This is a genomic window from Pontibacter sp. GD7 (assembly GCF_058216375.1).
On record NZ_JBYZMP010000013.1, the window covers coordinates 46,512 to 69,716 of the forward strand.

General features: G+C 48.8%; 17 protein-coding genes. 8 read left to right on the forward strand and 9 right to left on the reverse strand.

Annotated elements, in window-relative coordinates; all coding sequences use genetic code 11:
- Positions 1-26: 26 nt before the first annotated feature.
- Complete coding sequence (locus AC4BAP_RS17020; protein ID WP_490583875.1) at positions 27-1,358, forward strand: DEAD/DEAH box helicase; 1,332 nt, start codon at positions 27-29, stop codon at positions 1,356-1,358.
- A gap of 331 nt (positions 1,359-1,689) precedes the next feature.
- Here the strand turns inward: AC4BAP_RS17020 and AC4BAP_RS17025 are convergent, their stop codons facing one another.
- Positions 1,690-1,962, reverse strand: coding sequence for a YMGG-like glycine zipper-containing protein (locus AC4BAP_RS17025; protein WP_490583876.1), 273 nt, complete (start codon positions 1,960-1,962; stop codon positions 1,690-1,692).
- A gap of 279 nt (positions 1,963-2,241) precedes the next feature.
- Here AC4BAP_RS17025 and AC4BAP_RS17030 point away from each other — a divergent pair, with 279 nt between their 5' ends.
- From AC4BAP_RS17030 to AC4BAP_RS17040, 3 genes are all read left to right on the forward strand, one after another.
- Positions 2,242-2,763, forward strand: coding sequence for a GNAT family N-acetyltransferase (locus AC4BAP_RS17030; protein ID WP_490583877.1), 522 nt, complete (start codon positions 2,242-2,244; stop codon positions 2,761-2,763).
- Positions 2,764-2,906: 143 nt separating this feature from the next.
- Entirely contained in the window at positions 2,907-4,124 is a 1,218-nt protein-coding gene (locus AC4BAP_RS17035; RefSeq protein ID WP_490583878.1) for a multidrug effflux MFS transporter, read from the forward strand.
- Positions 4,125-4,188: 64 nt separating this feature from the next.
- Complete coding sequence (locus AC4BAP_RS17040) at positions 4,189-5,163, forward strand: YpdA family putative bacillithiol disulfide reductase (protein WP_490583879.1); 975 nt, start codon at positions 4,189-4,191, stop codon at positions 5,161-5,163.
- Here the strand turns inward: AC4BAP_RS17040 and AC4BAP_RS17045 are convergent.
- A complete protein-coding gene (locus tag AC4BAP_RS17045) occupies positions 5,160-6,062 on the reverse strand; it encodes a DMT family transporter (RefSeq protein WP_490583880.1) in 903 nt (300 codons plus the stop codon). The genes AC4BAP_RS17040 and AC4BAP_RS17045 overlap by 4 nt on opposite strands.
- Before the next feature lie 69 nt (positions 6,063-6,131).
- Here AC4BAP_RS17045 and AC4BAP_RS17050 point away from each other — a divergent pair, with 69 nt between their 5' ends.
- The 4 genes from AC4BAP_RS17050 (at position 6,132) to AC4BAP_RS17065 (ending at position 12,375) form a co-directional block, all read left to right on the forward strand.
- Positions 6,132-7,286, forward strand: coding sequence for an AI-2E family transporter (locus AC4BAP_RS17050; protein ID WP_490583881.1), 1,155 nt, complete (start codon positions 6,132-6,134; stop codon positions 7,284-7,286).
- Positions 7,287-7,535: 249 nt separating this feature from the next.
- Positions 7,536-8,804, forward strand: coding sequence for a replication-associated recombination protein A (locus tag AC4BAP_RS17055; protein ID WP_490583882.1), 1,269 nt, complete (start codon positions 7,536-7,538; stop codon positions 8,802-8,804).
- Between the two features lie 434 nt (positions 8,805-9,238).
- A complete protein-coding gene (gene sppA / locus AC4BAP_RS17060) occupies positions 9,239-10,999 on the forward strand; it encodes a signal peptide peptidase SppA (RefSeq protein ID WP_490583883.1) in 1,761 nt (586 codons plus the stop codon).
- Positions 11,000-11,559: 560 nt separating this feature from the next.
- Complete coding sequence (locus AC4BAP_RS17065; RefSeq protein WP_490583884.1) at positions 11,560-12,375, forward strand: purine-nucleoside phosphorylase; 816 nt, start codon at positions 11,560-11,562, stop codon at positions 12,373-12,375.
- A gap of 316 nt (positions 12,376-12,691) precedes the next feature.
- Here the strand turns inward: AC4BAP_RS17065 and AC4BAP_RS17070 are convergent, their stop codons facing one another.
- From AC4BAP_RS17070 to AC4BAP_RS17100, 7 genes are all read right to left on the reverse strand, one after another.
- Complete coding sequence (locus AC4BAP_RS17070; protein WP_490583885.1) at positions 12,692-13,126, reverse strand: hypothetical protein; 435 nt, start codon at positions 13,124-13,126, stop codon at positions 12,692-12,694.
- A 72-nt stretch (positions 13,127-13,198) separates the two neighbouring features.
- On the reverse strand, positions 13,199-14,008 hold the full coding sequence (locus AC4BAP_RS17075; protein ID WP_490583886.1) for a DUF4249 domain-containing protein: 810 nt from the start codon (positions 14,006-14,008) through the stop codon (positions 13,199-13,201).
- Positions 14,008-16,329: a TonB-dependent receptor gene (locus tag AC4BAP_RS17080; protein ID WP_490583887.1), complete on the reverse strand. Its 2,322-nt coding sequence runs from the start codon at positions 16,327-16,329 to the stop codon at positions 14,008-14,010. The genes AC4BAP_RS17075 and AC4BAP_RS17080 overlap by 1 nt, the downstream gene beginning before the upstream one ends.
- Before the next feature lie 187 nt (positions 16,330-16,516).
- On the reverse strand, positions 16,517-17,869 hold the full coding sequence (locus tag AC4BAP_RS17085) for a TolC family protein (RefSeq protein ID WP_490583888.1): 1,353 nt from the start codon (positions 17,867-17,869) through the stop codon (positions 16,517-16,519).
- Between the two features lie 28 nt (positions 17,870-17,897).
- Positions 17,898-19,778: a M61 family metallopeptidase gene (locus tag AC4BAP_RS17090; protein WP_490583889.1), complete on the reverse strand. Its 1,881-nt coding sequence runs from the start codon at positions 19,776-19,778 to the stop codon at positions 17,898-17,900.
- Between the two features lie 269 nt (positions 19,779-20,047).
- Positions 20,048-22,459, reverse strand: a complete 2,412-nt coding sequence (locus AC4BAP_RS17095; protein ID WP_490583890.1) for an ABC transporter permease — start codon at positions 22,457-22,459, stop codon at positions 20,048-20,050.
- Entirely contained in the window at positions 22,440-23,153 is a 714-nt protein-coding gene (locus tag AC4BAP_RS17100; protein ID WP_490583891.1) for an ABC transporter ATP-binding protein, read from the reverse strand. The genes AC4BAP_RS17095 and AC4BAP_RS17100 overlap by 20 nt, the downstream gene beginning before the upstream one ends.
- Between the last annotated feature and the right edge of the window lie 52 nt (positions 23,154-23,205).

Sequence of the window (23,205 nt, forward strand, 5' to 3'; positions counted from 1 at the left end):
AAGCCTTTATACTGAGATACCATTTAATGACATTCGAGAATTTAAACCTGATAGAGCCTATCCTAAAAGCTCTTAAAACAGAAGGATACACCAAACCAACCCCCATCCAGGCACAAGCCATCCCATACATACTGCAGCAGCGCGACATCTTAGGATGCGCCCAGACTGGTACAGGTAAAACAGCCGCTTTCTCAATCCCTATTTTACAGTTGCTGCACGCGCAGCCACAAAACGGGCCAAGAAAGATCAGGGCGCTTATACTTACACCCACCCGTGAGCTGGCCATACAGATAGGGGACAGCCTGAAAGCTTATGGCAAAAATACTGGCCTGAAGCATACCGTTGTTTTTGGCGGTGTGCCGCAGCGTCCGCAAACTGATGCATTAAGAGCAGGCGTGGATATACTGGTGGCAACGCCGGGCCGACTGCTGGATTTGATGGCGCAGAAGTATATTAACCTGAGCCACCTGCAGCTGTTCGTACTGGACGAGGCGGACCGTATGCTGGACATGGGTTTTGTGCACGATGTGAGAAAAGTGATCCTGGCATTGCCGGTTAAGCGTCAGTCGTTGTTCTTCTCGGCTACCATGGCCCCGGACATTATGAAGCTGGCCGATACCATACTTGTAAACCCTGCGAAAGTGGAGGTAACGCCGGTTTCATCTACGGCCAACACTATTCAGCAGAAAGTATACTACGTTAAGAAATCGGACAAAAAGAACCTGCTGATACACCTGCTGAAAGACGGTGAGATTGACAGGGCACTTGTATTTACCCGCACTAAGCACGGCGCTGACAGAGTAGCCCGCGATATGACGAAAGCCGGAGTACAGGCTGAGGCTATACATGGTAACAAGTCGCAGAATGCCCGCGTGCGTGCCCTTGATAACTTTAAGAGCAGCAAGACACGCGTATTGGTGGCCACTGATATTGCCGCGCGAGGCATCGACGTGGACGACCTGAGCCATGTGATCAACTTTGAGCTGCCTAACGAGCCTGAAACCTATGTGCACCGTATTGGCCGTACAGGCCGTGCCGGGGCCAGCGGAACAGCACTTTCTTTCTGCGATGCCGAGGAAACTGCTTATTTGGTGGGTATCCAGAAACTGATCTCCAAAGCGGTGCCTGTGGTTGATAATCACCCATACCCAATGACAGCCAAAGACTTTGCCGAGGCAGCCAGCACGGTAAAAGAGCAGAAAAAGCGCGGCGGCAACGGAGGCAGAAAACGCTGGGGAAATAATCCTGCTGGAGGCAATGCTTCTGGCAGTGCCAATGCCAACAGACCAGCCGGTGGCCCACGCAATGGTGGCGGCAATCGCCGCTGGGGCAATAATAAACCAAAAGCGAAAGCTTAATAAGCTTTTTGTTTAAAGTATAAAGTCCTGCCAGTGCTATCTGGCAGGACTTATTTTTTTGTCTGAATCAGGATTTGCGGGATTATAGGATGAGCAGGATATAAAGGCCTCGCAGCGTCTTTCAGAACTGCGAGCGTCTGGCAATTGAAACAATTAAATTTTGAATGTGCGGATGAGTGAATGAGTGAATACTAAAAACTCTTAAACTTTCTAACACTATAACTCTCTAACTCAAAAGACACTCGCGGGACCTTCGGACGCCGCGAGGTCAGACATATAAAGGGCTGCCAATAATTAAACTGGCAGCCCTTTATATTGTATTACGCTTAACTTACCTTTTATCCTGATTCTTATCTCTGTACCTGTCGTGGCGTTGTTTGTCTTTCTTTTTGTCTTTTTTACGACCAATGGCACCACCAGCCACTGTACCGGCAGCGGCACCTACCACGGCGCCTTCAGTGCCACCCACAACGCCGCCCACAGCAGCACCAGTAGCACCGCCAACAGCAGCGCCTTTCGCCTTGCGGCTCCAACCTTCTCCTGTGCAACTACCTAGTAGAAACACAGTGAGTAACATGCATATCGAAACTCTTAAATTTTTCATAGCTGTACGATGATAACATAAATAGTACGATTTGTAACTGCCTGTAGTTTACTATATTAAGTGCTATTTTTAGGCTGCTTGTTTCCAGGTTTATGTTGGTTTGCCGGTTAAAATGATGGATAAAGTATAAATGCTGCAAATGATTGGGTTTTAAAGTAGTGCAAACCTTAAGGCAAGGGTAGTGAAAAGAATTGCCTAACTTGCATGCTACTGATAGTGTCAACCTGAAGCTTCAGGTTCGTCAGTCAGTATATTCTTTTAAAAGTATAAACGCTTCACATGCCATCACTTGCCATAGTTCCTTGCACCACCTCCGATCTGCACACGTTACAGGATATTGCCATCAACTCCTACGGCGACCATTATTTATACTTGTGGTACGATGGCGGCATGTGGTACATAGACCGCTGCTTCAGTGATGCTGCGATCAAGAAAGACCTGGCAGACGCTAACGCTGCTTATTTCCTGGTTTATGCAGAAGACCAGTTGGTTGGTTTCCTGAAGCTGAACGTTGATAAGGAAACAGAAGGCTACAGTGCGCAGGAGGCGCTGGAACTGGAACGGGTATACCTGCTTAAAAGTGCGTCGGGTAAAGGCATTGGCAAAGCCTTACTGGATTTTACCAAACAGTTTGCCCGTGAGCGTGGCAAACGTGTTGTCTGGCTAAAGGCTATGGACAGCAGCAAGTCTGTTGATTTTTATGAGCAAAACGGTTTCGTGAAATGCGGCATCCATACATTGGATTTCGAGGCCATGAAAGAGGAATACCGGGGCATGTTTGTAATGAAGCTGGAGCTTTAGCCAAATTTCGGAGCATAGCAGCGTGTGACGAGATACCTGGCCATAAGAGAAGTTCTTATACTTGTGTGCACATTTAATGTATATACATTGTTATCTTTGCATCACCTGAACTATCTGCTTTAGAAATAGTAAAGGTTTTGTACGTGAGCAAGAAACAACAAAACATCATCATACTTATACTTGGCGCATTGGCTGCACTGGGGCCCTTCGCCATTGATATGTACCTGCCGGGCTTTCCGGCCATTGCAAAAGACCTGCGCACCGATATCTCGCATGTAGCACTCTCCCTGACAAGTTATTTTATAGGCATTTCGGTGGGGCAGCTTATCTATGGGCCTTTGATAGACCGGTTTGGGCGTAAAAAGCCCCTTCTGATAGGCCTGAGCCTGTTTATACTTGCTGCCGTTGGCTGTGCGTTTGTACCAACTGTAGAGTGGCTGATCGCGCTGCGCCTGCTCTTGGCGTTAGGCGGATGCGTGGGTATGGTGGCTGGCAGGGCTGTAGTGCGCGACGTGTTCCCGGTTAAAGATATCCCAAAGGTTTTCTCGATGCTGATGCTGGTAATGGGCGTGGCGCCAATTATTGCGCCTACGGTGGGCGGTTTTGTTACGGCAACGTTGGGCTGGCGATACATTTTTGCAGTGCTGGCACTTATTGGCGTAGCGGTTATGCTGCTTATTGTGTTGCTGCTGCCAGAGAGCAAAGGTCCGGACCCTGGCATGTCGTTAAAGCCAAAGCATGTGCTTGGCGATTTCCTGAGCGTGCTTAAAAACCCGGTTTTCCTGACGTATGCTTTTGCAGCCAGTACGGCACAGGCAGGTTTGTTTGCATACATTACAGGCTCTCCGTTTGTTTTTATGGAGATATTTGGCCTATCGGAAACATACTATGGCTGGGTGTTCGGGATGAACGCCTTTGGGTTTATCGCCGGAAGTCAGTTTAACAACCTGATGCTTCGTAAACGCACTTCGGCACAGATTACTCTGGGAGCTGGTTCTGTGCAGTTTGTGCTGGGTTTCCTGCTTTTGTCGGGTAACTATTTTGGTTTTCTGAGTGCGCCAACATCCCTTATACTTATCTTCTGCTACCTGTTTTGCCTGGGTGTTTTATCGCCGAATGCCGCTGCCCTGGCGCTGGCCCCGTTTGCGCGTAATGCCGGGAGTGCGTCTGCCTTGATGGGAAGTGCCCAGATGGCCACAGGTGCCATTGCGTCTGCCCTGATAAGTGGTTTGCATAACGCTACGGCCATACCTATGATGGGAGTAATGGCGGGTACAACCATTATCTCGCTAAGCCTGTTAGTAGGCTTTAGGAAAAACACCGCACGTGCGTTAATGGTAACAGCACAAGATAAAGCCTGAACCAGTGTTTTGCCTGTTGTAGAATACTTGAGGTTGGATTTTACGGCACCATACGATTTATACTTTGGAAGACACGTTAGATATTTTGATAGTGGGTGGAGGCCCCATAGGGCTGGCCTGTGGCATTGAAGCTAAAAAGGCTGATCTAAGCTATGTGATCATTGAAAAAGGCTGTCTGGTAAACTCGCTTTTTAACTATCCGCTGCACATGACCTTCTTTTCCACTGCCGACAGGCTGGAGATCGGCGGTTACCCTTTCCCCTCTATTCACCCGAAGCCAAACCGCATGGAGGCCCTGGAGTATTACCGTAAAGTGGCTGATGTAAGTGACCTGGATATCCGGTTGTTTGAGGAAGTGCAAAGTATAAAGCCTGTTTCGGACAAAGTATACCAGGTGGATACCAGCAAAGCGAAGTATAAAGCCAGGCATGTGATCATCGCCACAGGTTTTTACGATATCCCGAACATGCTTGACATACTCGGCGAGGACCTGCCGAAGGTAAAGCACTACTATTACGACCCGCACTATTTTTATAAACAAAAAGTAGTGGTAGTGGGAGCCAATAACTCTGCTGCCGATGTGGCCCTGGAAACCTGGCGCAGGGGGGCAGAAGTTACCATGGTAGTGCGTGAATCAGAGCTGCAAAGTATAAAGTATTGGGTAAAGCCAGACCTGCAGAACCGTATTGACGAAGGCTCTATTAAAGCATATTTCAATGCGACCTTAGCCGCCGTGCGTGCTGATGAGGTGGATATACTTACGCCCACAGGTAGCGTTACCATAGCTAACGATTACGTGATGGCCATGACAGGCTATCAGCCAAACTTCGGGTTTCTGGAAAAGGTCGGGATAGCATTATCACATGACGAAAAGCGCCACCCCACGCACAATCCCGAAACCATGGAAACCAACATACCGCGCATTTACCTGGCCGGCGTGGTATGCGGAGGCATGGATACCAGAATATGGTTTATAGAAAACTCCCGCATACATGCCATTAAAATCGTGAGGCATATCCTGGAAAAGGAAAACAGCTAGGTCTGCTTTGCCGGCAGGCGTTGTTTCGTTCGGCTAACCAGGTATACCCCGATAAATATCATCAGTGCATAAAAGGCCTTTTGTAGGGTAAAAACATCGCTGCCCAAGCCTACAGCAATAAGTATAGCCATGACAGGTTGCAGGTAAATATAAGCCCCCACCAACGAGGGGTTGGCATAGCGCAGGGCCCAGGTGTTAAGCAGGTAGGCGATAATGGTTACCGCCAGTACCATGAAAAGTATAGCCAGCCAGATAGAAACCGGGAAGCTGCTGTAGTTTGGTACCACCAGCTGGTTGAAGCCAAAAGGAACCACCAGCACGGCACCCACCGTAAAAATGCGGCTTACGATGGTGATGGCCTTATACTTCTGCATCAGTGGCTTTACCAATACCAGGTACAAACCAAAGGAGGTGGCATTAAGTATGATAAGCAGGTCGCCGTAAATGTTGCCGGTTGTGCTGGTACTGCCGGAGCTGTAGATCAGCAACAAGGCCCCGGTGCAGGCAATAAGTATACCCGACACTTTTCGCATTCCTACACGCTCTTTCAAAAGTATAGCCGAGAACAGCAACACCACCACAGGCACGATCACCATCAGCAGGGCCGCGTTAATGGGGGCTGTCAGGTTTAGGCCGGCAAAAAAGCAGAGCTGGTTAACGGCCACCCCGGTTATGCCGCAAAGTATAACGCGCAGGTTATCGGCCCTGCCCACGATCTTCTCTTTCGTCACCATCCGCGAGAATATCCCGAAAAAGATAGCCGCCGACACAACCCGTATCACAATCAACCCAAAAGGACCCACGTAGGCAGGCATCACTTCTTTGGCAATGCTGTAATTGCTGCCGTAGATCAATGCCACCAGAAACAAGGCCCCATGCACCTGCACTTGTCTGTTCATGGGTGCAAAGGTACGTGCTTATTCTGTTTCTGCCGTATAAGGATGAAAACAAAAACAGACACCTCTTAAATGGACTTTTTAAATAAGCTGCCCCTTACTGTACGACGTGCTATCGAGGTTATGGGGCTTTTTTTTCTGGGCTGGATCGTAGTGTTAGGAAACGGTATTCTGGCCCCTATCCTGATGGCGTTTTTTATCAGTATAATGCTGCTGCCCCTTTACCGTTACCTGCGCAAAGGCAGGCTGCCCGAGATGGCTGCAATTTCGGTAAGCATACTTGTTCTTGTTATAATCGCAGGGATGATCGTTTGGTTTTTTTCGGTGCAGATCAGTAACCTGATCAAAGACTTCCCAATCATACAGAAAAATGTCATGCAGCACATCAGTGCACTAAGTAATTGGGTAGAGCAGCACTCCCCGTATTCTACTGAAGAGCAGATGGCCTTTATCAAAACCAGTAGCAGTATGCTGTTAAGTTATGCCGGAGGCTTGCTAAGTGGGGCTGCCCTCTCGGTTACCGGCATTTTTATTTTTGTAGGCCTGTTGCCCATTTATGTTTTCCTGATGCTGTTTTACCGTAACCTGTTGTTGCGGTTTGTTTTTTTATGGTTCCCGGAGGAGATGCACAAGCGGGTAGGTGAGGCCTTATCTGAGATACAGGTAATTATTAAAAGCTACTTATTTGGCCTATTAATACAGGTCAGTTACATGACAATATTGTTGGGCGGTATCCTGCTGATTATCGGTATCAAACACGCGCTGTTGATTGGCGTTATCTTCGCCTTCCTGAATCTTATTCCCTATGTAGGCGCTCTAATTGGCAATATTATCGGAGTGCTTCTTACGCTGGCTTCCTCATCGGAACTGTGGCCAATTATTGCTGTGCTGGGCACTATCGCGGTAGTGCAGTTTTTGGATAACAACATTCTGATGCCTCGCATTGTAGGATCTAAGGTTAAGATAAATGCATTGGCAACTATTGTGGGGGTATTGGTAGGGGGCGAAATTGCAGGTATTGCCGGTATGTTCCTGTCTTTGCCTATCATCGCCATACTTAAGATCATATTCGATCGCAGCCTTACTTTCAGGCAATGGGGCGTGCTGTTCGGGGATGAAAGGCCGGGTGCGAATCCTATGCATGTGCCTGCCCTGAGGTCGAGAAGTGAAACGATACAGGAGCATCTTAAAAGGAGAAACGATGTAGAGCCACCTGAAGAGGGATGAATGACGTAGCACGTATCACGTATCTCGTAGCACGACTCTTCTATGACGATTAGACAAAAGACAACTTGACAAAGGATAGAGATGAGAAAAAATGGGTCTTAAAGTCTTTTGTCACAAAGTTTTTTGTCAAAAATCGAGATACTTGCTACGTAATACGCTTTCCTTTATCCTGGCTGCTGACCAATCGTTCCTTTGTCTTCAAATTTGTACCTTTGTTAAGAACCGAATCCGGAGAAAGTATAGCGTACCATGAACCACCCAAATATACCGCTGGCCGAACGCATGCGGCCGCACAACCTTGATCAGTATTACGGACAGAAACACCTGGTAGGGCCTGACGGCATCCTGCGTCGCTACATTGAGGGTGGCGTAATTCCAAGTATGATTTTATGGGGCCCTCCGGGGGTAGGCAAGACCACGCTTGCTAATATTATCGCCAACCAGATGAAGGTGCCTTTTGTGGCGCTGAGCGCTATCAACTCCGGTGTAAAAGATATTCGAGAGGTAATAGACCAGGCTAAAAAGCGGCAGGGGACCGTACTGTTCATCGACGAGATCCATCGCTTTAACAAATCGCAGCAGGATGCCTTGCTGGGTGCCGTGGAGAAAGGCATTGTTACGCTGGTGGGTGCCACAACCGAGAATCCGTCTTTTGAGGTGATATCGGCTTTACTTTCTCGTTGTCAGGTGTATATACTTAAGCATCTTTCAAAAGACGAACTGATAGAGCTGGTTGATAAAGCACTGGAGCAGGACGAGTGGATGCAGTACCGCAACGTAAAAGTGCAGGAGTATGAAGCGCTGCTCACCATATCCGGCGGCGATGCTCGCAAGCTACTGAACCTGCTCGAGATCGTGGCCGAAGGCGTGAAAGCTGACGAAGTAGTGGTTACAAACGACCTGGTAAAACAGGTGGCGCAGCAGAACATCGTGATGTATGATAAGTCCGGGGAAATGCATTACGACCTGGTATCTGCTTATATCAAGTCTATTCGTGGCTCCGACCCCAATGCGGCAGTGTACTGGCTGGCCCGCATGATAGAGGGCGGTGAAGATCCTAAATTTATTGCACGTCGCCTGCTGATTGCAGCTTCTGAGGATATTGGCCTGGCTAACTCCAATGCACTTCTAATGGCGACCTCTTGTTTTCAGGCAGTGCAGATGATCGGGTATCCCGAGGCAGAGATTATACTTTCGCAATGCACGGTATACTTAGCTACATCCCCGAAAAGCAATGCCTCGTACAAGGCCATCAAAACGGCACGCCAGTTAGTACAACAGACAGGTAATTTACCGGTGCCGCTGCACATACGCAATGCCCCAACTAAGCTTATGAAAGAGATTGGCTACGGCAACAACTATAAGTATGCCCACGACTACGAAGGTAATTTTGTGCAACAGGAGTTTATGCCGCAGGAGTTAAGCAACACGGCCCTTTACCAGCCCGGCAATAACGCCCGCGAACGCGACATGCTAAAGCAACTGCAGGCACAGTGGGGTAAGAAGTATAGGTATTAGTTATTGGTTGTTCGTTATTGGTTATACGTTGGTTTGACTAAAACTCAAGTTTCGATTAACACACCCCTGCCCCTCTCAAGAGGGGACTTCTTGCACGAGTAAAATTCCCCTCTTGAGAGGGGCAGGGGTGTGTTTACACATCTTTGGTTTATAGTATACACAACTTAAGTTGTTAATTTAAATGAAAGTGAAATAAACGTTTGGGTAAGAATCCTAAAAGATTTTCATTTCCTTTTTAGCTGATCATTAATATCGAATAACGATCAACCAACAACGAATAACAATTAACCATCAACCAATTTTGTCTATGAAATCTGCAGGTTAGTCGAGAAGGGGGGAGAGGCTTGAACTATACGCATTAATTTTGCTTATTGTAGTATGAAACCCTGTGTGGTTTAATAAATTTATAAAGCGTAACAAACACTAAAGACTATATGCTAAACTTTCTGAAATATGTGTTGGCAACCATCGTGGGCCTGCTCATATTCTTCTTCATCAGTATGCTGATCATGGTAGGTATAATTGCCAGCGCCGCCTCCGACGATGAAGTTAAAATAAAAGATGGCTCCGTGCTGGAGCTGAAGCTGGATAAAAGAATTACAGAACGCGACCCTAAAAACCCGCTTAACGAGCTTGGCTTTTCTTTTGGAGGCCTTAGCAGCACTGATGGCCTGGACCAGATAAAAGCCGCCATCCGCAGGGCAAAGGCTGATGAGAACGTAGAGGGTATTTTCCTGAATATGACCTTTGTGGATGCCGGCATGGGTAAGCTGGAGGAGATAAGAAACGAACTGATCGATTTTAAAAAGTCGGGTAAGTTCATCGTTTCCTATGCTGATATCTCGACTGAAAAAGCCTACTACCTTGCTTCCGTTTCCGATAAGATCTACCTGAACCCGATGGGTACGATCGAGTTTAACGGCATGAGCTCTGAGCTCTTCTTCTTTAAAAAGTTGCTGGATAAGCTAAACATTGAGGCACAGATATTTAAGGTGGGTACTTACAAAAGCGCCGTGGAGCCATTCTTTCTGGAGAAAGCAAGCGAAGCAAACCGTGAGCAGCTGAACTCCTTCCTGAACTCCATGAACAACTACCAGCTGCAGAACATTGCCAAGTCCAGGAAAATGACAGTTGCTGAACTGAAGGATGTACAGGACAACCTGCTGGTGCGTGATCCGGAAGATGCCAAGCGCTATAAACTGATAACTGACATTGGCTATTACGACGAGGCCATCAGCTTTATGAAAGACAGGATCGGCAAGGAAGAAAACGACAAGCTGGAGCTGGTGAAACTTTCGAAGTATAAAAAAGTGAAGGACAAGGACGTGAGCACTTCCAAAAACCGTATCGCGGTGATCTACGCCGAAGGTGACATTGTGGACGGGGAAGGCGACGAAGACAACATTGGTGGCCGTAAGTATGCCGACGCTATTCGCAGTGCCCGCATGGACGAGAATGTGAAAGCCGTGGTGTTGCGCATCAGCTCGCCGGGTGGCAGCGCACTAGCCTCCGACATTATCTGGCGCGAAATACAGCTAACCAAAAAAGTGAAGCCGGTAATTGCCTCTATGTCTGATGTGGCGGCCTCGGGTGGTTATTATATGGCCATGGGTTGCGATACCATTGTGGCGCACCCGAACACCATTACGGGCAGCATCGGTGTATTTGGCATCATCCCGAACATGCAGGGCTTCCTGAATGAGAAACTGGGCATTACTGTAGACCACGTAAGTACAGGCAAGTTCTCTGAGGCCCCAACCATTACCCGCCCGATGACGGCAGAGGAGAAAGAGATCGTGCAGAATCAGATCAACCAGATCTACGAAACATTTACGAGCAAGGCAGCCCAGGGCAGAAACATGACCCAGGACAAGCTGAAAGAGTATGCCTCTGGAAGGGTATGGTCTGGCATTGAGGCCAAGCAGCGCAACCTGGTGGACATGTATGGCGGCCTTGAAACTGCTATAGCCGTTGCAGCAAAGAAGGCTGGCGTTGCTGACGATTACCGCATCAAAGAATTGCCTGCGCGTAAGTCATTCTTCGAAGAGCTGTTCGGAGACATGGGCTCGCAAGTTAAGGAGCAATCCATAAAGGCCGAGCTTGGCGAACTGTACCCATACTATAAGCTTTACAAAAAAGTAGAGAATTTGAAAGGTGCCCAGGCCCGCATGCCTTACGAACTGATTGTGCAGTAAGCTAAACTGTTAAACTGCTTAATTGCTAAATTGTTGGTTTCCTTATGGAGCTTTATTTATCGTCTTTATCGGGATAAATAGTGAGCCAACAATTTAACAATCTAACCATTTAACCATTCTATCAGTCAACAACTGACTAAAGTATAAAAACCGCCTTTGGGTATTGCACCCGGAGGCGGTTTTGCTTTTAGGGCAATCTATTTTTTTGCAACTTGCCGACCTGTTCTTTCGCTGCGCTAAACAGCGATTGGCAAGTATAAATTTTTATGCCAAATGCAATGCGTGTGGTATGACAAAAGTCATTTTACCTATCAGTTTGAAAGCTTTATTTTGCGTGCATAAGAGGCAGTTTTGATTTTATTGTTGGAAGCGAAAAGGGGGGATTCAGGGTTCTGGCGAGGCTCCTTTTGAGTGGCATAGCAGCGCTATGGCGCGAAAAAGAGGCGAAGCCAGGTTCCGGAAAATTCCCTTTGCAGCCCAATGAATAAAATTAAAACAGCCTCTAAAACATAGAAACTTATTTACGCATACACTCAATCACTCATTCACAATTAATAATTATGATGCAGTCTTTGCAAGAAACAACCAGCTATATACAACAGCAGATCAGCGGCTTTGCCCCGGAGTTTGGCGTTATACTTGGCACCGGCCTTGGTGCGCTGGTAAACGATATCGAAGTGCAGTACTCCCTTAACTATTCCGAGATCCCGAACTTCCCGGTATCAACAGTAGAGAGCCACTCTGGTAAACTAATATTTGGCAAGCTTGCAGACAGGGATGTGGTGGTAATGCAGGGCCGTTTCCATTTTTACGAGGGCTATACTATGGAGCAGGTGGTGTTCCCGGTAAGAGTGATGAAGCTGTTGGGTGTAAAGAAACTGTTCGTGTCTAACGCGGCAGGTGGCCTGAACCCAAGCTTTAACACCAGCGACCTGATGGTTATAACCGACCACATTAACCTGCAGCCAAGCAACCCGCTGATAGGCAAAAACATTGACGAGCTTGGTCCGCGCTTCCCGGATATGAGTGACGTATACAACGAGCAGTTGATACGCCAAGCCATGGTAATTGCGGAAGACGCTGACTTTGATATTAGAGAAGGTGTTTACGTGAGCGTGCCTGGTCCAATGCTGGAGACTCCTGCAGAATACAAGTACCTAAGTATAATCGGGGCAGATGCAGTGGGTATGTCCACGGTGCCGGAGGTTATTGCCGCCCGCCACATGGGAATGCCGGTTTTCGCAGTATCGGTTATCACAGACATGTGCACCCCGGACAGGATAAAGAAAGTAGTGCTGGCCGATATTCTGGAGGCAGCTGCCATTGCAGAGCCACGCATGACCTACCTGATAAAAGAGCTGATCAGACAGCAGTAAATTACAGCAGTAAAGTAATAAGAAAGGGCGGAGTTATACTTTGCCCTTTTTGTTTGCATAACTAACTTAGGCTGCAAGGTATATCAGCAGTCATATTCAAAGTATATTCTACCGCGAGTTTTCAACTCGTGGTTGTACATGAGGCAAGCTTTCAGCTTGCGTGAGTCGCCTTTTATACTTTTGTATTTCTTCGCAAGCTGAAAGCTTGCCTCATAATAAGCCACAAGATGAAATCTTGCGGCATGAGTTTTACGAGTGAACCAGCTTAAGGCCTCATTAGTATAGTATAAACACCCACCAAAACTAACCGAGCCGTTTACTCTATACTTTCGCTATTTCCTCTGCCAAAGCGGTACATAATTCCCCAACTGCCCCTGAGTATGGCCGAGCTTTCAAAGTCAGAGATAACAGCTATTTCTCCATGAAAAGCCAGGCCCTTGTTGGCAAACGGAAATGCTGCGAATCCGATAGGCACCACCAACCCACGGAAGGAGTTAGACCGAACACCAGCACCGGCATCCACATAGTAGTTTTCCCTGGAGAGCACTTTTACAGGCAGCACAAACTCTACACTAACATCATCTACAAAAACATTGGTTGATACCCTTAGCTCGGGTGCAAAGCGCTTAAGATCGTAGCCGATACCGGCAAAGGGTATATTTGATTGGTGGTAAGAGACAAACACCTGCCCAAACAGCTTTGGCGAGGCAGTTGCCAGAAGCAGAAAAAGGAGGAGCAGTTTTATTTTCATAAGTATAAATTTGGCTAAAAAGTTATACTTACACGAAATAAAGTGCAAAGGTTCGGGGCAGACGCTGTTGCCTTATTTTAAAACCACTGTTTTGCGCTGGAAGGCCAGGTTCGTAAAAATACCGATTCCCCCCTGTACCGATGACCTGATCTTGGAAGGCTGGGCAAACGGATTGCCGTTGGCACTTTTGGCATCCTCCACAGAGTTCAGGTAGTCGTAATACTTTTTCTCGATGTGATAAAGCGACACGATTATGGTGGAGTTACGGTCATAATCGTAGGCCGAGCCCAGCGAAGTGCGCTTGCCGTTGGTCAGGTTGTCGTTCAGCGTGAAGTCGCGGTCCGGCTTGGTGTTAAGGCTGTCTATATGCGTTACGTAGCGGTAATAGTTGCTGGTGCCTGCATCGTCCTGGAAAGAGGTGAGCAGATAGGCTTTGCCTTTATCGTTAAACTTCCATTCCACTTCCTCTATCGGTACCACCGGAAGTATGGTTGTAAAGCCGGTAACTTTTCTCCCTTTGTTATCGGTTACCTCCAGGCCGTAAATATCGCCGGGCTTGCCGTTCATCACCTCCGAAGAAGTATGGGTAAAGTATTTTTTGGAGGTCTGCGACATGGATGGTTTGTAACCAAGCTTTATGCGGCGGCCATTGTGGGTGATAAACACCTGGGCATCTGGCACAAAGGGGGGCTGTGGCGCATCAAAGTATGACGAGCTTTCGGTTACGGATACTTTGTAGGTCTTGCCCTGCTGCAGGTAACACTCCACCACCAGTTGCGGCGTATGCTCCGGCAACACAACTTCAATTTCCTTTTCCAGGTCGCAGGCTGTTAATAATAGCAGCACCGGAAGTATAAAGTATGTTAGAAACCTGAATCTCATTAGAATTTAAAGTTATAAGTTACAGATGGGATGGTTGGGAAAAGTGACACCTGCTTGGCCTGAAATTTAAGAGTGCGGCCGGTTTGCTCATCCTCTACCTGGTCGAAGTACACAAAGTATGGGTTGCGCCTGTTGTAGGCATTATAAACACTAAAAGTAAGGTCTGCGCTGCCCCGTTTCGGGTTCAGTTTCCAGACCAGGCCCAGATCCAGGCGATGGTTTGGTGCCAGCCTGAAGCCGTTGCGCTCGGAGTATACAGGTACCACTGAAGACTGCTGCCCCTGCACATCCTGGAAAGCAAAACGGGCCACCGGCAGCGAGAATGCATTGCCAGAGCCATAGGCAAAAGCTCCGGTCAGGTTAATGCGGTTACTGAGTTTGTGCAGCAGTACCACGCTCAGGTCGTGGCGGCGGTCGTAACGGGTCGGGAACCACCTGCCCTCGTTTATGGCATCATCCGGGTTCTCACTGTCGAATTGGCGGTAGGTCCAGGATAGCGTATAACCTACCCAGCCTGTCGTTCTGCCCTTTATTTTCTCAAGGTATACTTCATTGCCGTAGCTTTTGCCCCTGCCAAACAGGAATTCTTCTTCCAGGTTGTCGTTCACAAACAGGTTTGCTCCGTCCCGGAAATCGATCTGGCGCGCCATCCATTTGTAGTATGCCTCGTTGGTGAACAGGAACTTGCCATCGCCAAACAAATGGCTGATGCCGGCCGCCACCTGCTGAGAGCGTTGCGGCTTTACTTTGGCGGAGGACGGGTACCAGATATCTGTTGGCAAGGAAGCGCCGGAATTGGCCACCAGGTGCACATACTGCATCATGCTGGCAAAGCTGCCTTTTACCGAAGTGTTTTCTGTCAGGTTATACTTGGCGGCAATGCGGGGCTCCAGGGCAAAGTATGTTTTCTGGTTATGGAAGCCGGAAAACCGTAGCCCATAGTTAAGCGACAAGCGTGCGTTTACCTGGTAGTCGTCGGCGAGGTAAGCACCAAATTCGGTGGCGCTGTAGTTATTGCCTGCGCCAAAGGCAAGGCTGTTGTCTTCTGAGTCGAAGTTGAGGCGGCCTACAGTGAAGTAGTGGCGTGTGGCGCTTGCCCCGAATTTTACGCTGTGCCCTCCGTCCAGAAACAGGTCGAAATCAGTTTTCAAAGTATAATCCTCAATGTCGGAGGTAAGCCTGAAGGTGAAGATGTCGATCTCGTTCTTGATGGCGTATTTGTAGCTGGTGATGCCAGCCGATGTATTGCCATAGAGCCTGTCGTTATACTTGTGGCGCCAGTTCAGGTTTACCATGCTGTTGCCCCAGTCAAAGCCAAACTTAAAGTCATCGTCCTTGAAGGTAAAGAAGTCGCGGCCCCAGTAACTGCTCAGGGTCAGTTCGTCCTTTTCGCCGAGAGTGTAGTTCAGCTTGCCATTCAGGTCGTAGAAATAGTAGTCCGGTATTGGGTTGTAGTCTGGCTCGTCCTCATTCAGGCGGTTTAGCTGGCGTGTAAACACATCTACATACGTTCTGCGGCCTGAGATCAGGAAGGTGGCTTTGTCTTTTATGATCGGGCCATCCAGGGTAAGGCGTGACGAGATAAGGCCGAGTCCTCCGCTTGCATGCACCTTGTCGGGGTTGCCTTCGGTCATGTCCACATCCACTACCGACGATAGCCTGCCTCCAAACTGAGCCGGAAACCCTCCCTTATAAAGCTCCACACTTTTTACGGCATCCGAGTTAAACACACTAAAGAAACCGAACAGGTGAGAGGGGTTATAGATAAGCGCGCCGTCGAGCAGCACCAGGTTCTGGTCGGGGCCGCCGCCGCGCACATACAGCCCCGAGGAGCCCTCGCCCCCTGACTGCACCCCCGGTTTCAGTTGCAGCGTTTTGATCAGGTCTACCTCTCCGAAAAGGGCAGGTAAAAGTTTCGCCTCTCTGGTTGTAAGCTTCTCCACGCTCATGCGCGTATCGTTCAGCTTTTGGCGCAGTGTCTGGGCTTCTATCTCCACTACCTGCAGTTCGTTGGCTGCTGCCTCCAGGGTAATGTTAAACGCCTGGTTACCGGATACCCGCACACTGCCACTGAAAGGGGCATAGCCGATGTAAGTGGCTTGTAACGTATAAACACCCTGTGGCACCGACAAAGAATAAAACCCGCGTGCGTTGGTAGTGGTGCCTGTGTTTAAGCCTGGTATGGCCACTGTGGCACCAACCAGCGCCTCACCGGAGCCGGCAGCGCGCACAATGCCGCTAAGCATGTAGGTTTGTGCCAGGGCAGGAAATGCCAGCAAAAGGGTAAATGCTAAAACCAGCAGGTAAACGTTGTGGCGCATGGAGGCAGTTGAAATTTGTGGCGTGTCAAAATTAGATAAACCTTATCTGATAATAAAGTAAGGGACAAATTGTTCGACCAAACCAGAAATTAATGTTGCAAACTGCCCCAGACACACGCTTAAAAAGCAGGAGCCGCACCCCGAAAGGCAACGGCTCCTGCAAAATAGATAGGTAGTAGTGGTATTGTTAACCCTGGTAGAGCTCAAGTATTCTTTTTTTGAAATAGAACTCACATTTGCTCTGAAGTAGTTCCGTTTGTGCCCTGTTTTTATTGTTCAGAGATTCCATGTAGGCAAAAAAGTCAATGGTGCCCAGTTCATAACGCTTTCTGGCCGATTCAAAGGCTTTCTCGGTATACTCCAGGTTTGCCATCACGGTGTTATACTTCTCCTGGGCGGCCAGCGCGTCCTGGTATACTTGCTGCACAACCTGGCGTAGCTGGTTTTGGCGGGCCACCAGGTCCAGTTCGGCATTGCGCAGGTCTATGCGGGCAACCTGCGCGTCGTAGTGGCGGCTCAGGCCATCAAACAGCGGTATGCTCAGGCTAAGCCCCACGATCTTGCGCTGGTTCAGGTCCAGTTGGTCAAAGTATGGAATGGTGGTGAAGTCGCCGTTGGCGGGGTCGCGGAGCACGTTGCTGGTGTAGTTTGAGCTAAGTACGCCCTGCAGCGTCAGGGTAGGCGAAAAATTGCTTCGTGCCACTTTCAGGTTGCTTCTGGCAGCCTCCAGCGATGCCGCCGATGATTTAATGCTCGGGGAGTAGCCCAATGCCTGCGCCATCACTTCCTGCTCGGTGGGTAACTGCATGCTCATATCCAATGGTGCGGACGGTGCCTGCAAAGTATAAATTGGGTTGTGCTCCGTGTTCATCTCCTGGGCCAGTTGCAGCATTGCCCTGCGGTAATTGTTCTGGAAGGTTATCAGGTTTAGTTTTTCACTGGCTATTTGCCCCTTTATCTGGTATACTTCGTCCTGTGCCCGTATGCCGGCTTTCTCCAGCTTCTCCATTTTGCTTTGCTGGCCTTCGAGTAACTTTATCCGTTCCTGCACAATGGCGATGTTCTCGTGGTCGAGCAGGGCCTGCAGGTAATAGTTGGTGATGTTGGTTTCAAGTTCTATCTCGGCCTGCTGGGCTGCATAGGTGCTTGCCGTCGCCAGTTGTTTTGCGCGTTTCAACTCAAACAGTTTGGTAAACCCGTCGAACAGTACTACCTGACCCGCCAGGTATGGGTAAGAGGTGGTGGTGGTACCATTCTTTACCTGGCCGGTCACGTTGTCAAAGGTCTGTCCGTTAATTTTGTTTACATCTGCATTAGCCGACACGGCAGGTAGGTAACTGAACTTACTGCGGTTAACATCGATGTCGGCTTTGGCCTGGCTATACTTTGCCTGCCGCAGCGCCACGTTGTTCTGGCGGGCAATGGTAAGGCTTTGCTCCAGGGTAAGGGTTTCCTGTGCCTGGGCGGCATACGTTAAGGTAAGGCAAAAAGCCAGCCCTCCCAGCTTTTGCAGCAGGGCTTTACAAGGTGTTTTTTTCATAGTTTTATAGTGTACTTATGGCTGTAATTTATACTTCTTTGTTGAGCCAGGCAGCACGCAGGGCTTTTTGCGCAGCTGTGGCATCGGGGTCTGGTTTCAGTACATGTATCGCCTCACGCTCAATGGGCATTACGGTGCCTTTCAGTTTCTTCTGCTTTATCTTGCCTCTTCCGTTCTTTCGGCCTACGGTTATGGTTACCTGTTCCCCTGGCTTCATGGCCTGCAGTGAGTCGGCAATCAGGTCGCGGATATTCTCAGGAGTGATCGGTGTACCATTAAAGGCCAGCAACTGGTCGTTCTCCTGAAAGCCCATTTGCTTGCCAAAGGCATCCATTTCAGAGGTTTCCGCTATAAAGATCTTGTTGTTTTCCTGGTCGTAGCCAGGTGTAAAGCCGCCGTAAGAATTAAAAGTTTCCCTGGACCGTGGCTCATATACAATACCTACCTTCCGGAAGGTTTCCTCCAGCGGAAGCGGCTCAGCGCCTTCCACGTATCTCGTGAAAAACTCCCGGATACCTGGGTAAGTCAGCTCCGCGATCTTGTCAAAAAGCTCGTCGTCTTTAAAAGCCTTTTGCTTGCCATAAGTTTTCGAGAGATCCTGCATCAGGTTGCGCAGCCCATACTTGCCATTGCTCTGTTCCAGCAGTTTTATATCCAGTACCAAGCCGATCAAAGGACCTTTCTGGTATACATTGGCATACTGCTTCTCATACTTGTCCAGCACTTCGGTGCTCATTAAGGTAAAGGGCAGGGTGTCGTTGTAGTATTCGCGGGAGGTGGCAATGTATTCCCGCAGTTTCTGCAGGTAGGTGTCCAGGTCATACAAGCCTTCGTGTATCTGTACATGCGAGGCAAAATACTCTGTTACACCCTCGTACAGCCACAGGTGCCTCGACATTTTTGGGTTAATAAAGTCAAAGTTGCCGATCTCTTCGGAGTGGATGTTCAGTGGCGTAACAATATGAAAGAACTCATGCGCGGCCACGTCCCTAATCGTGGAACTGAACATCTCAGCAGGCATCTCCGGCAGAAAGTATACCGAAGAGTAAGAATGCTCCAGGGCACCGTAAGAACCAGACTTGCCCACACGCTCCGGCACATAGATCAGGAAAGCATACTTTTCGACTGGCAATGTGCCGCCCAGGTAAACGCGCTGTGCCTCCAAAATGTCGCGCACGTTGGTGGCTATGGGCTTGGAAGTAACACGCCCGGAAGGGGAGTAAACCGATACCAGCACATCTGTATTCCCGATCTTCAGAACCGTAGTATCAGGTTTATTGTACATCAGCGGCGAATCGGCAAGCTCTACATAGTTTGGTACCAGGTAGGTGTCCCGGGTGGCAGTGGTTGATTTGGCGATAAGCGGGGTGGAGCCGTAAAAGCCCTGTGGTTTGGTAATGTTAAGCTCGTAGGGTACTTGCTTCATACCTTCCAGGTAGCCGATTACGCCAAAGGGGTTCAGTAAAAAGTTCTTGTCTGTTTCGATGTTGGTGCCGCCTGGTTCAAAAATAGCGTTCAGCGGGGTGTTGGCGTCAAAGGTGTCGTCGATCCAATAGGTGATTTTGTGCAGTCTGCCGGCATTGCTTATCTTCCAGCGGTTGGTGTCGAGGCGCTCCACAGCGAGTGCGTTGCCATTCTTGTCCAAAGCCTTAAACTCATTCACAAAGCGGCCAAAGTCTGAGATGGAGTAAGTGCCGGGCACAATTTTAGGCATGTTGTAGATGATCTCGTTTCGGGTAATTTTAGGTACTTGCACCGAAACCTGGATCTTGTCGTCCTTTACCTGCGTCAGGTCCAGGGAAACCTGGTACTTGTTTGTGGCGGCGGTGTTTTGCTGCGCCACAACCACCCCGGAAAGTATGAGGTTAAGGCAAAGGGTAAGTATGGAAATGGTTCTTTTATTAAACATGGTTCGCTTTTTTAGGTGGACCGCTCTCTATCCAACCTTTACTTGCTTCTGCATAAGTATGTTAGATCAGAGGTAAACAGTATACTACAGATGTACTCCAATCTACCAATTTTGTGCTTCTTACCTGCCTGTTTTCGACCATCGCCCCATTTTTGCTGACAAATACTGCGCTATACTTAGCAGATGCGGCTATGGCTTGTGAAGTTGCCTAGGGGGCAGGTTAAATTTCCGTACCCCCGCAGCTTCTCCTTAAACAAACAAATAATGGCTTACTGGGTCCGCAGGGCGACTACAGGATCCAGCAAAGCTGTTTTCACGGCCTGGAAACTCACCGTTATCAAGGCTATGGCCATGGCTGCAAAGCCGGCCACTACAAAAATCCACCAGCTCAGATCAATGCGGTAGGCAAAGTCCTGCAGCCAGGTGTTCATGCCATACCAGGCAATAGGGCTTGCCAGGGCAATAGCCAGCAATACCAGTATGGCAAATTCTTTCGAAAGCAACATCACGATACTGGCTACCGAAGAGCCCAGTACCTTTCGGATGCCTATTTCTTTGGTGCGTTGCTCAGCAGTAAAAGAGGCAAGGCCAAACAAACCAAGGCAGGCAATAAGTATGGTAAGGGCAGCGAAGTAACCGAATACGGTCAGCATTTTTTCTTCGGCTTTGTACTGCCTGTCAAAAAACTCATCCATAAAGAAATACTCCATCGGGTGCTTCTGGTCAAACTGCCTCCACTGCTGCTCCACAAACTGTATGGTGGCGGCCTGGTTTTCCGGGGCAATGCGTGCCAGCAGGTAACCCGGCGACTCTGGTGCCAGGGTAATGGCTAAGGGTTTCACCTCCGAGTGCAGCGACTCGACATGGAAATCCTTTACTACTCCAATAATTCGGGTAGGGGTATCTGCTATGGCTGTATCGCCGGTAAACACTTTTTTCCCGATAGGATTATCCCATCCCAGCCACTTTGCCGCCGCCTCGTTTATGATTACCCCATGCTTTTCGTCTGTTTTGATGTCTCTTGAGAAGTTTCGGCCTTCTGTTATCTCAATGCCCATCAAAGGGATGAAATCGTAGTCCACGGCCATTAGGTCAATGGTCTTTTCAACCATCTTGTCATCTTCCTGCTCCATCAGCATCAGTGCACGGTTAAGCGACTCCGAAGGGATGCTGTTTGTATTGGAAACATGCGTGATGTTGGGGTTCTGCAGCAATTGTTGCTTTATAACAGGCAGACGCTTCACCAGCGTTGAGTCACCGTTAGGTACATCGATTACAAGCACCTGCTCTTTCTGAAAGCCCAGGTCGGCGCTTTTCAGGTAGCGCATCTGCGCAAACACCACAATAGTGCCGATGATCATGATCAATGAGATACTGAACTGCACCACCACAAGGGCTTTACGAAGTATGGCGCTGCTGCCACGCGGCATTTTATCGGTTTTAAGCACATCTGCTGGTTTAAAGCGCGACAGGAAGAAAGCAGGATAGCTGCCGGCAAGTATACCCACAAGTATAACGATGGCTAACAGCAGCAGTACAAACTCCCACTGCAAGAAGAAATTAGAAGAGAATTGCTTGCTGGTAAGCTCGTTAAAGGTCGGGATGAATACCTGCACCAGGGCAAGCGCCAGCAATACGGAGATCAGGGTTAGCAACACCGACTCGCCGAGAAACTGGCTGATAAGCTGGCTGCGGTCTGCGCCTACCACCTTGCGCAGGCCCACCTCTTTGGCGCGCTTCGCAGAGCGGGCCGTGGCCAGGTTCATGTAGTTTATACTTGCGATCAGGAGCAGGAACACCGCTACCGCGCTAAAGATGTACACATAAGCCATGTTGCCTGATGGGGCCATGCCATGTGCATAGCGTTCGTCGAAGTGGATGTCTTTTAGAGGCTGCGCAATAAAATTCATCTGCGCGTTTAACCTGTTTTCCTTTATCCAGGGGTTTATGAAGTTAGCAGAGAAGTCGTTGAGCTGTTGCTGGAAAGCAGGCAGCTGGTCTATGTCGGGCAGCACTGCATAGGTGTAGCGGTTAAGGTTAAACCACAAGTTCTTAAGTTGCTCCTCTGTTAAATTATTGTCTATGGTAGCACGCGAAAGCAAACCGGTTGCCTCTATATGGGAGTGCCCTTTATCCTTGTATACCCCTGTTACGGTGTAGGGGTTGCGACTGAACTGCAACACTTTTCCCAGGGCCTGATCCGGGCTTCCGAATAATTTGGTAGCAAGCGCCTCCGTAAGTACTATTTTTTGGGGGGCATTGAGGGCAGTAGCCGGGTTGCCTGCTATAAATTCGTAATCAAATACTTTAAAGAAAGCACTGTCAGCGAAAAGCAGTTTATCCTCGGTAAAGCTCTGGTTGTTGTACCAGATCGTTTGTTTCGAGGCAGGAGAGAACTGGGTAACTGTTTCTAGGCCTGTAAACTTTTGAAGTGAATTGATAAGCGGTGGCGGCGTTACGGCAAAATTATCCTGCTGTCCCTCAAACACCACTTCGCCTACTACGCGCACAATGCGGTCTGATTTGCTGAAGTTACTTTCATAGCTAAGCTCATCCTGCACATACAGGAAAATAAGTATACAGGAGGCCACGCCAATGGCCAGGCCAATGATGTTGATGGCCGAGTATACTTTGTTCCGGTACAGGTTGCGGATCGCTATTTTAAAGTAGTTCTGCAGCATGACGCTTCACGTTTACATTCTCTGTTACAATTTGACCATCGAACAGATTAACAATTCGGTGGGCGTATTCGGCGTCAGAAGGAGAGTGGGTAACCATTACCACAGTGGTGCCGGCATCGTTCAACTCTGACAGCAAGGTCATTACTTCGCGGCCATGCACCGAGTCCAGGTTACCGGTTGGTTCGTCGGCAAGTATAAGCGCCGGGTTAGAAACAGTTGCACGGGCAATGGCCACACGTTGCTGCTGACCACCGGAGAGCTGCTGCGGAAAATGGCTGCGGCGGTGCGCGATGCCCATACGTTCCATGGCCTCCTGAACTCTTTTTTGTGTTTCCGCTTTAGAAACGCCCAGGTAAGCCAGAGGCAGGGCAATATTTTCTTCCACTGTAAGCTCATCGATCAGGTTAAAGCTCTGAAACACGAAGCCCAGGTTTTCTTTGCGTAGTTTGGCGCGCTGGCGCTCAGTGGCGTTGCTTATATCCCGGCCCAAAAACTTAAACGTACCGTCGCTTGGCGAGTCCAGCATACCCAAAATATTCAGCAGCGTAGACTTGCCACAACCCGAAGGGCCCATAATGGCCACAAACTCGCCTCTGGTAATTTTAAGGTCTACACCAGCCAGGGCAGTGGTTTCTACGGTGTCGGTTACATAGCGCTTCTGCAGGTTCTTCGTTTCAATTACTAGCTCTTCCATGTTTTTTTAAGTTGTTGGGATGTGGTTATAGTTTTATTTTGTACTAATGGGG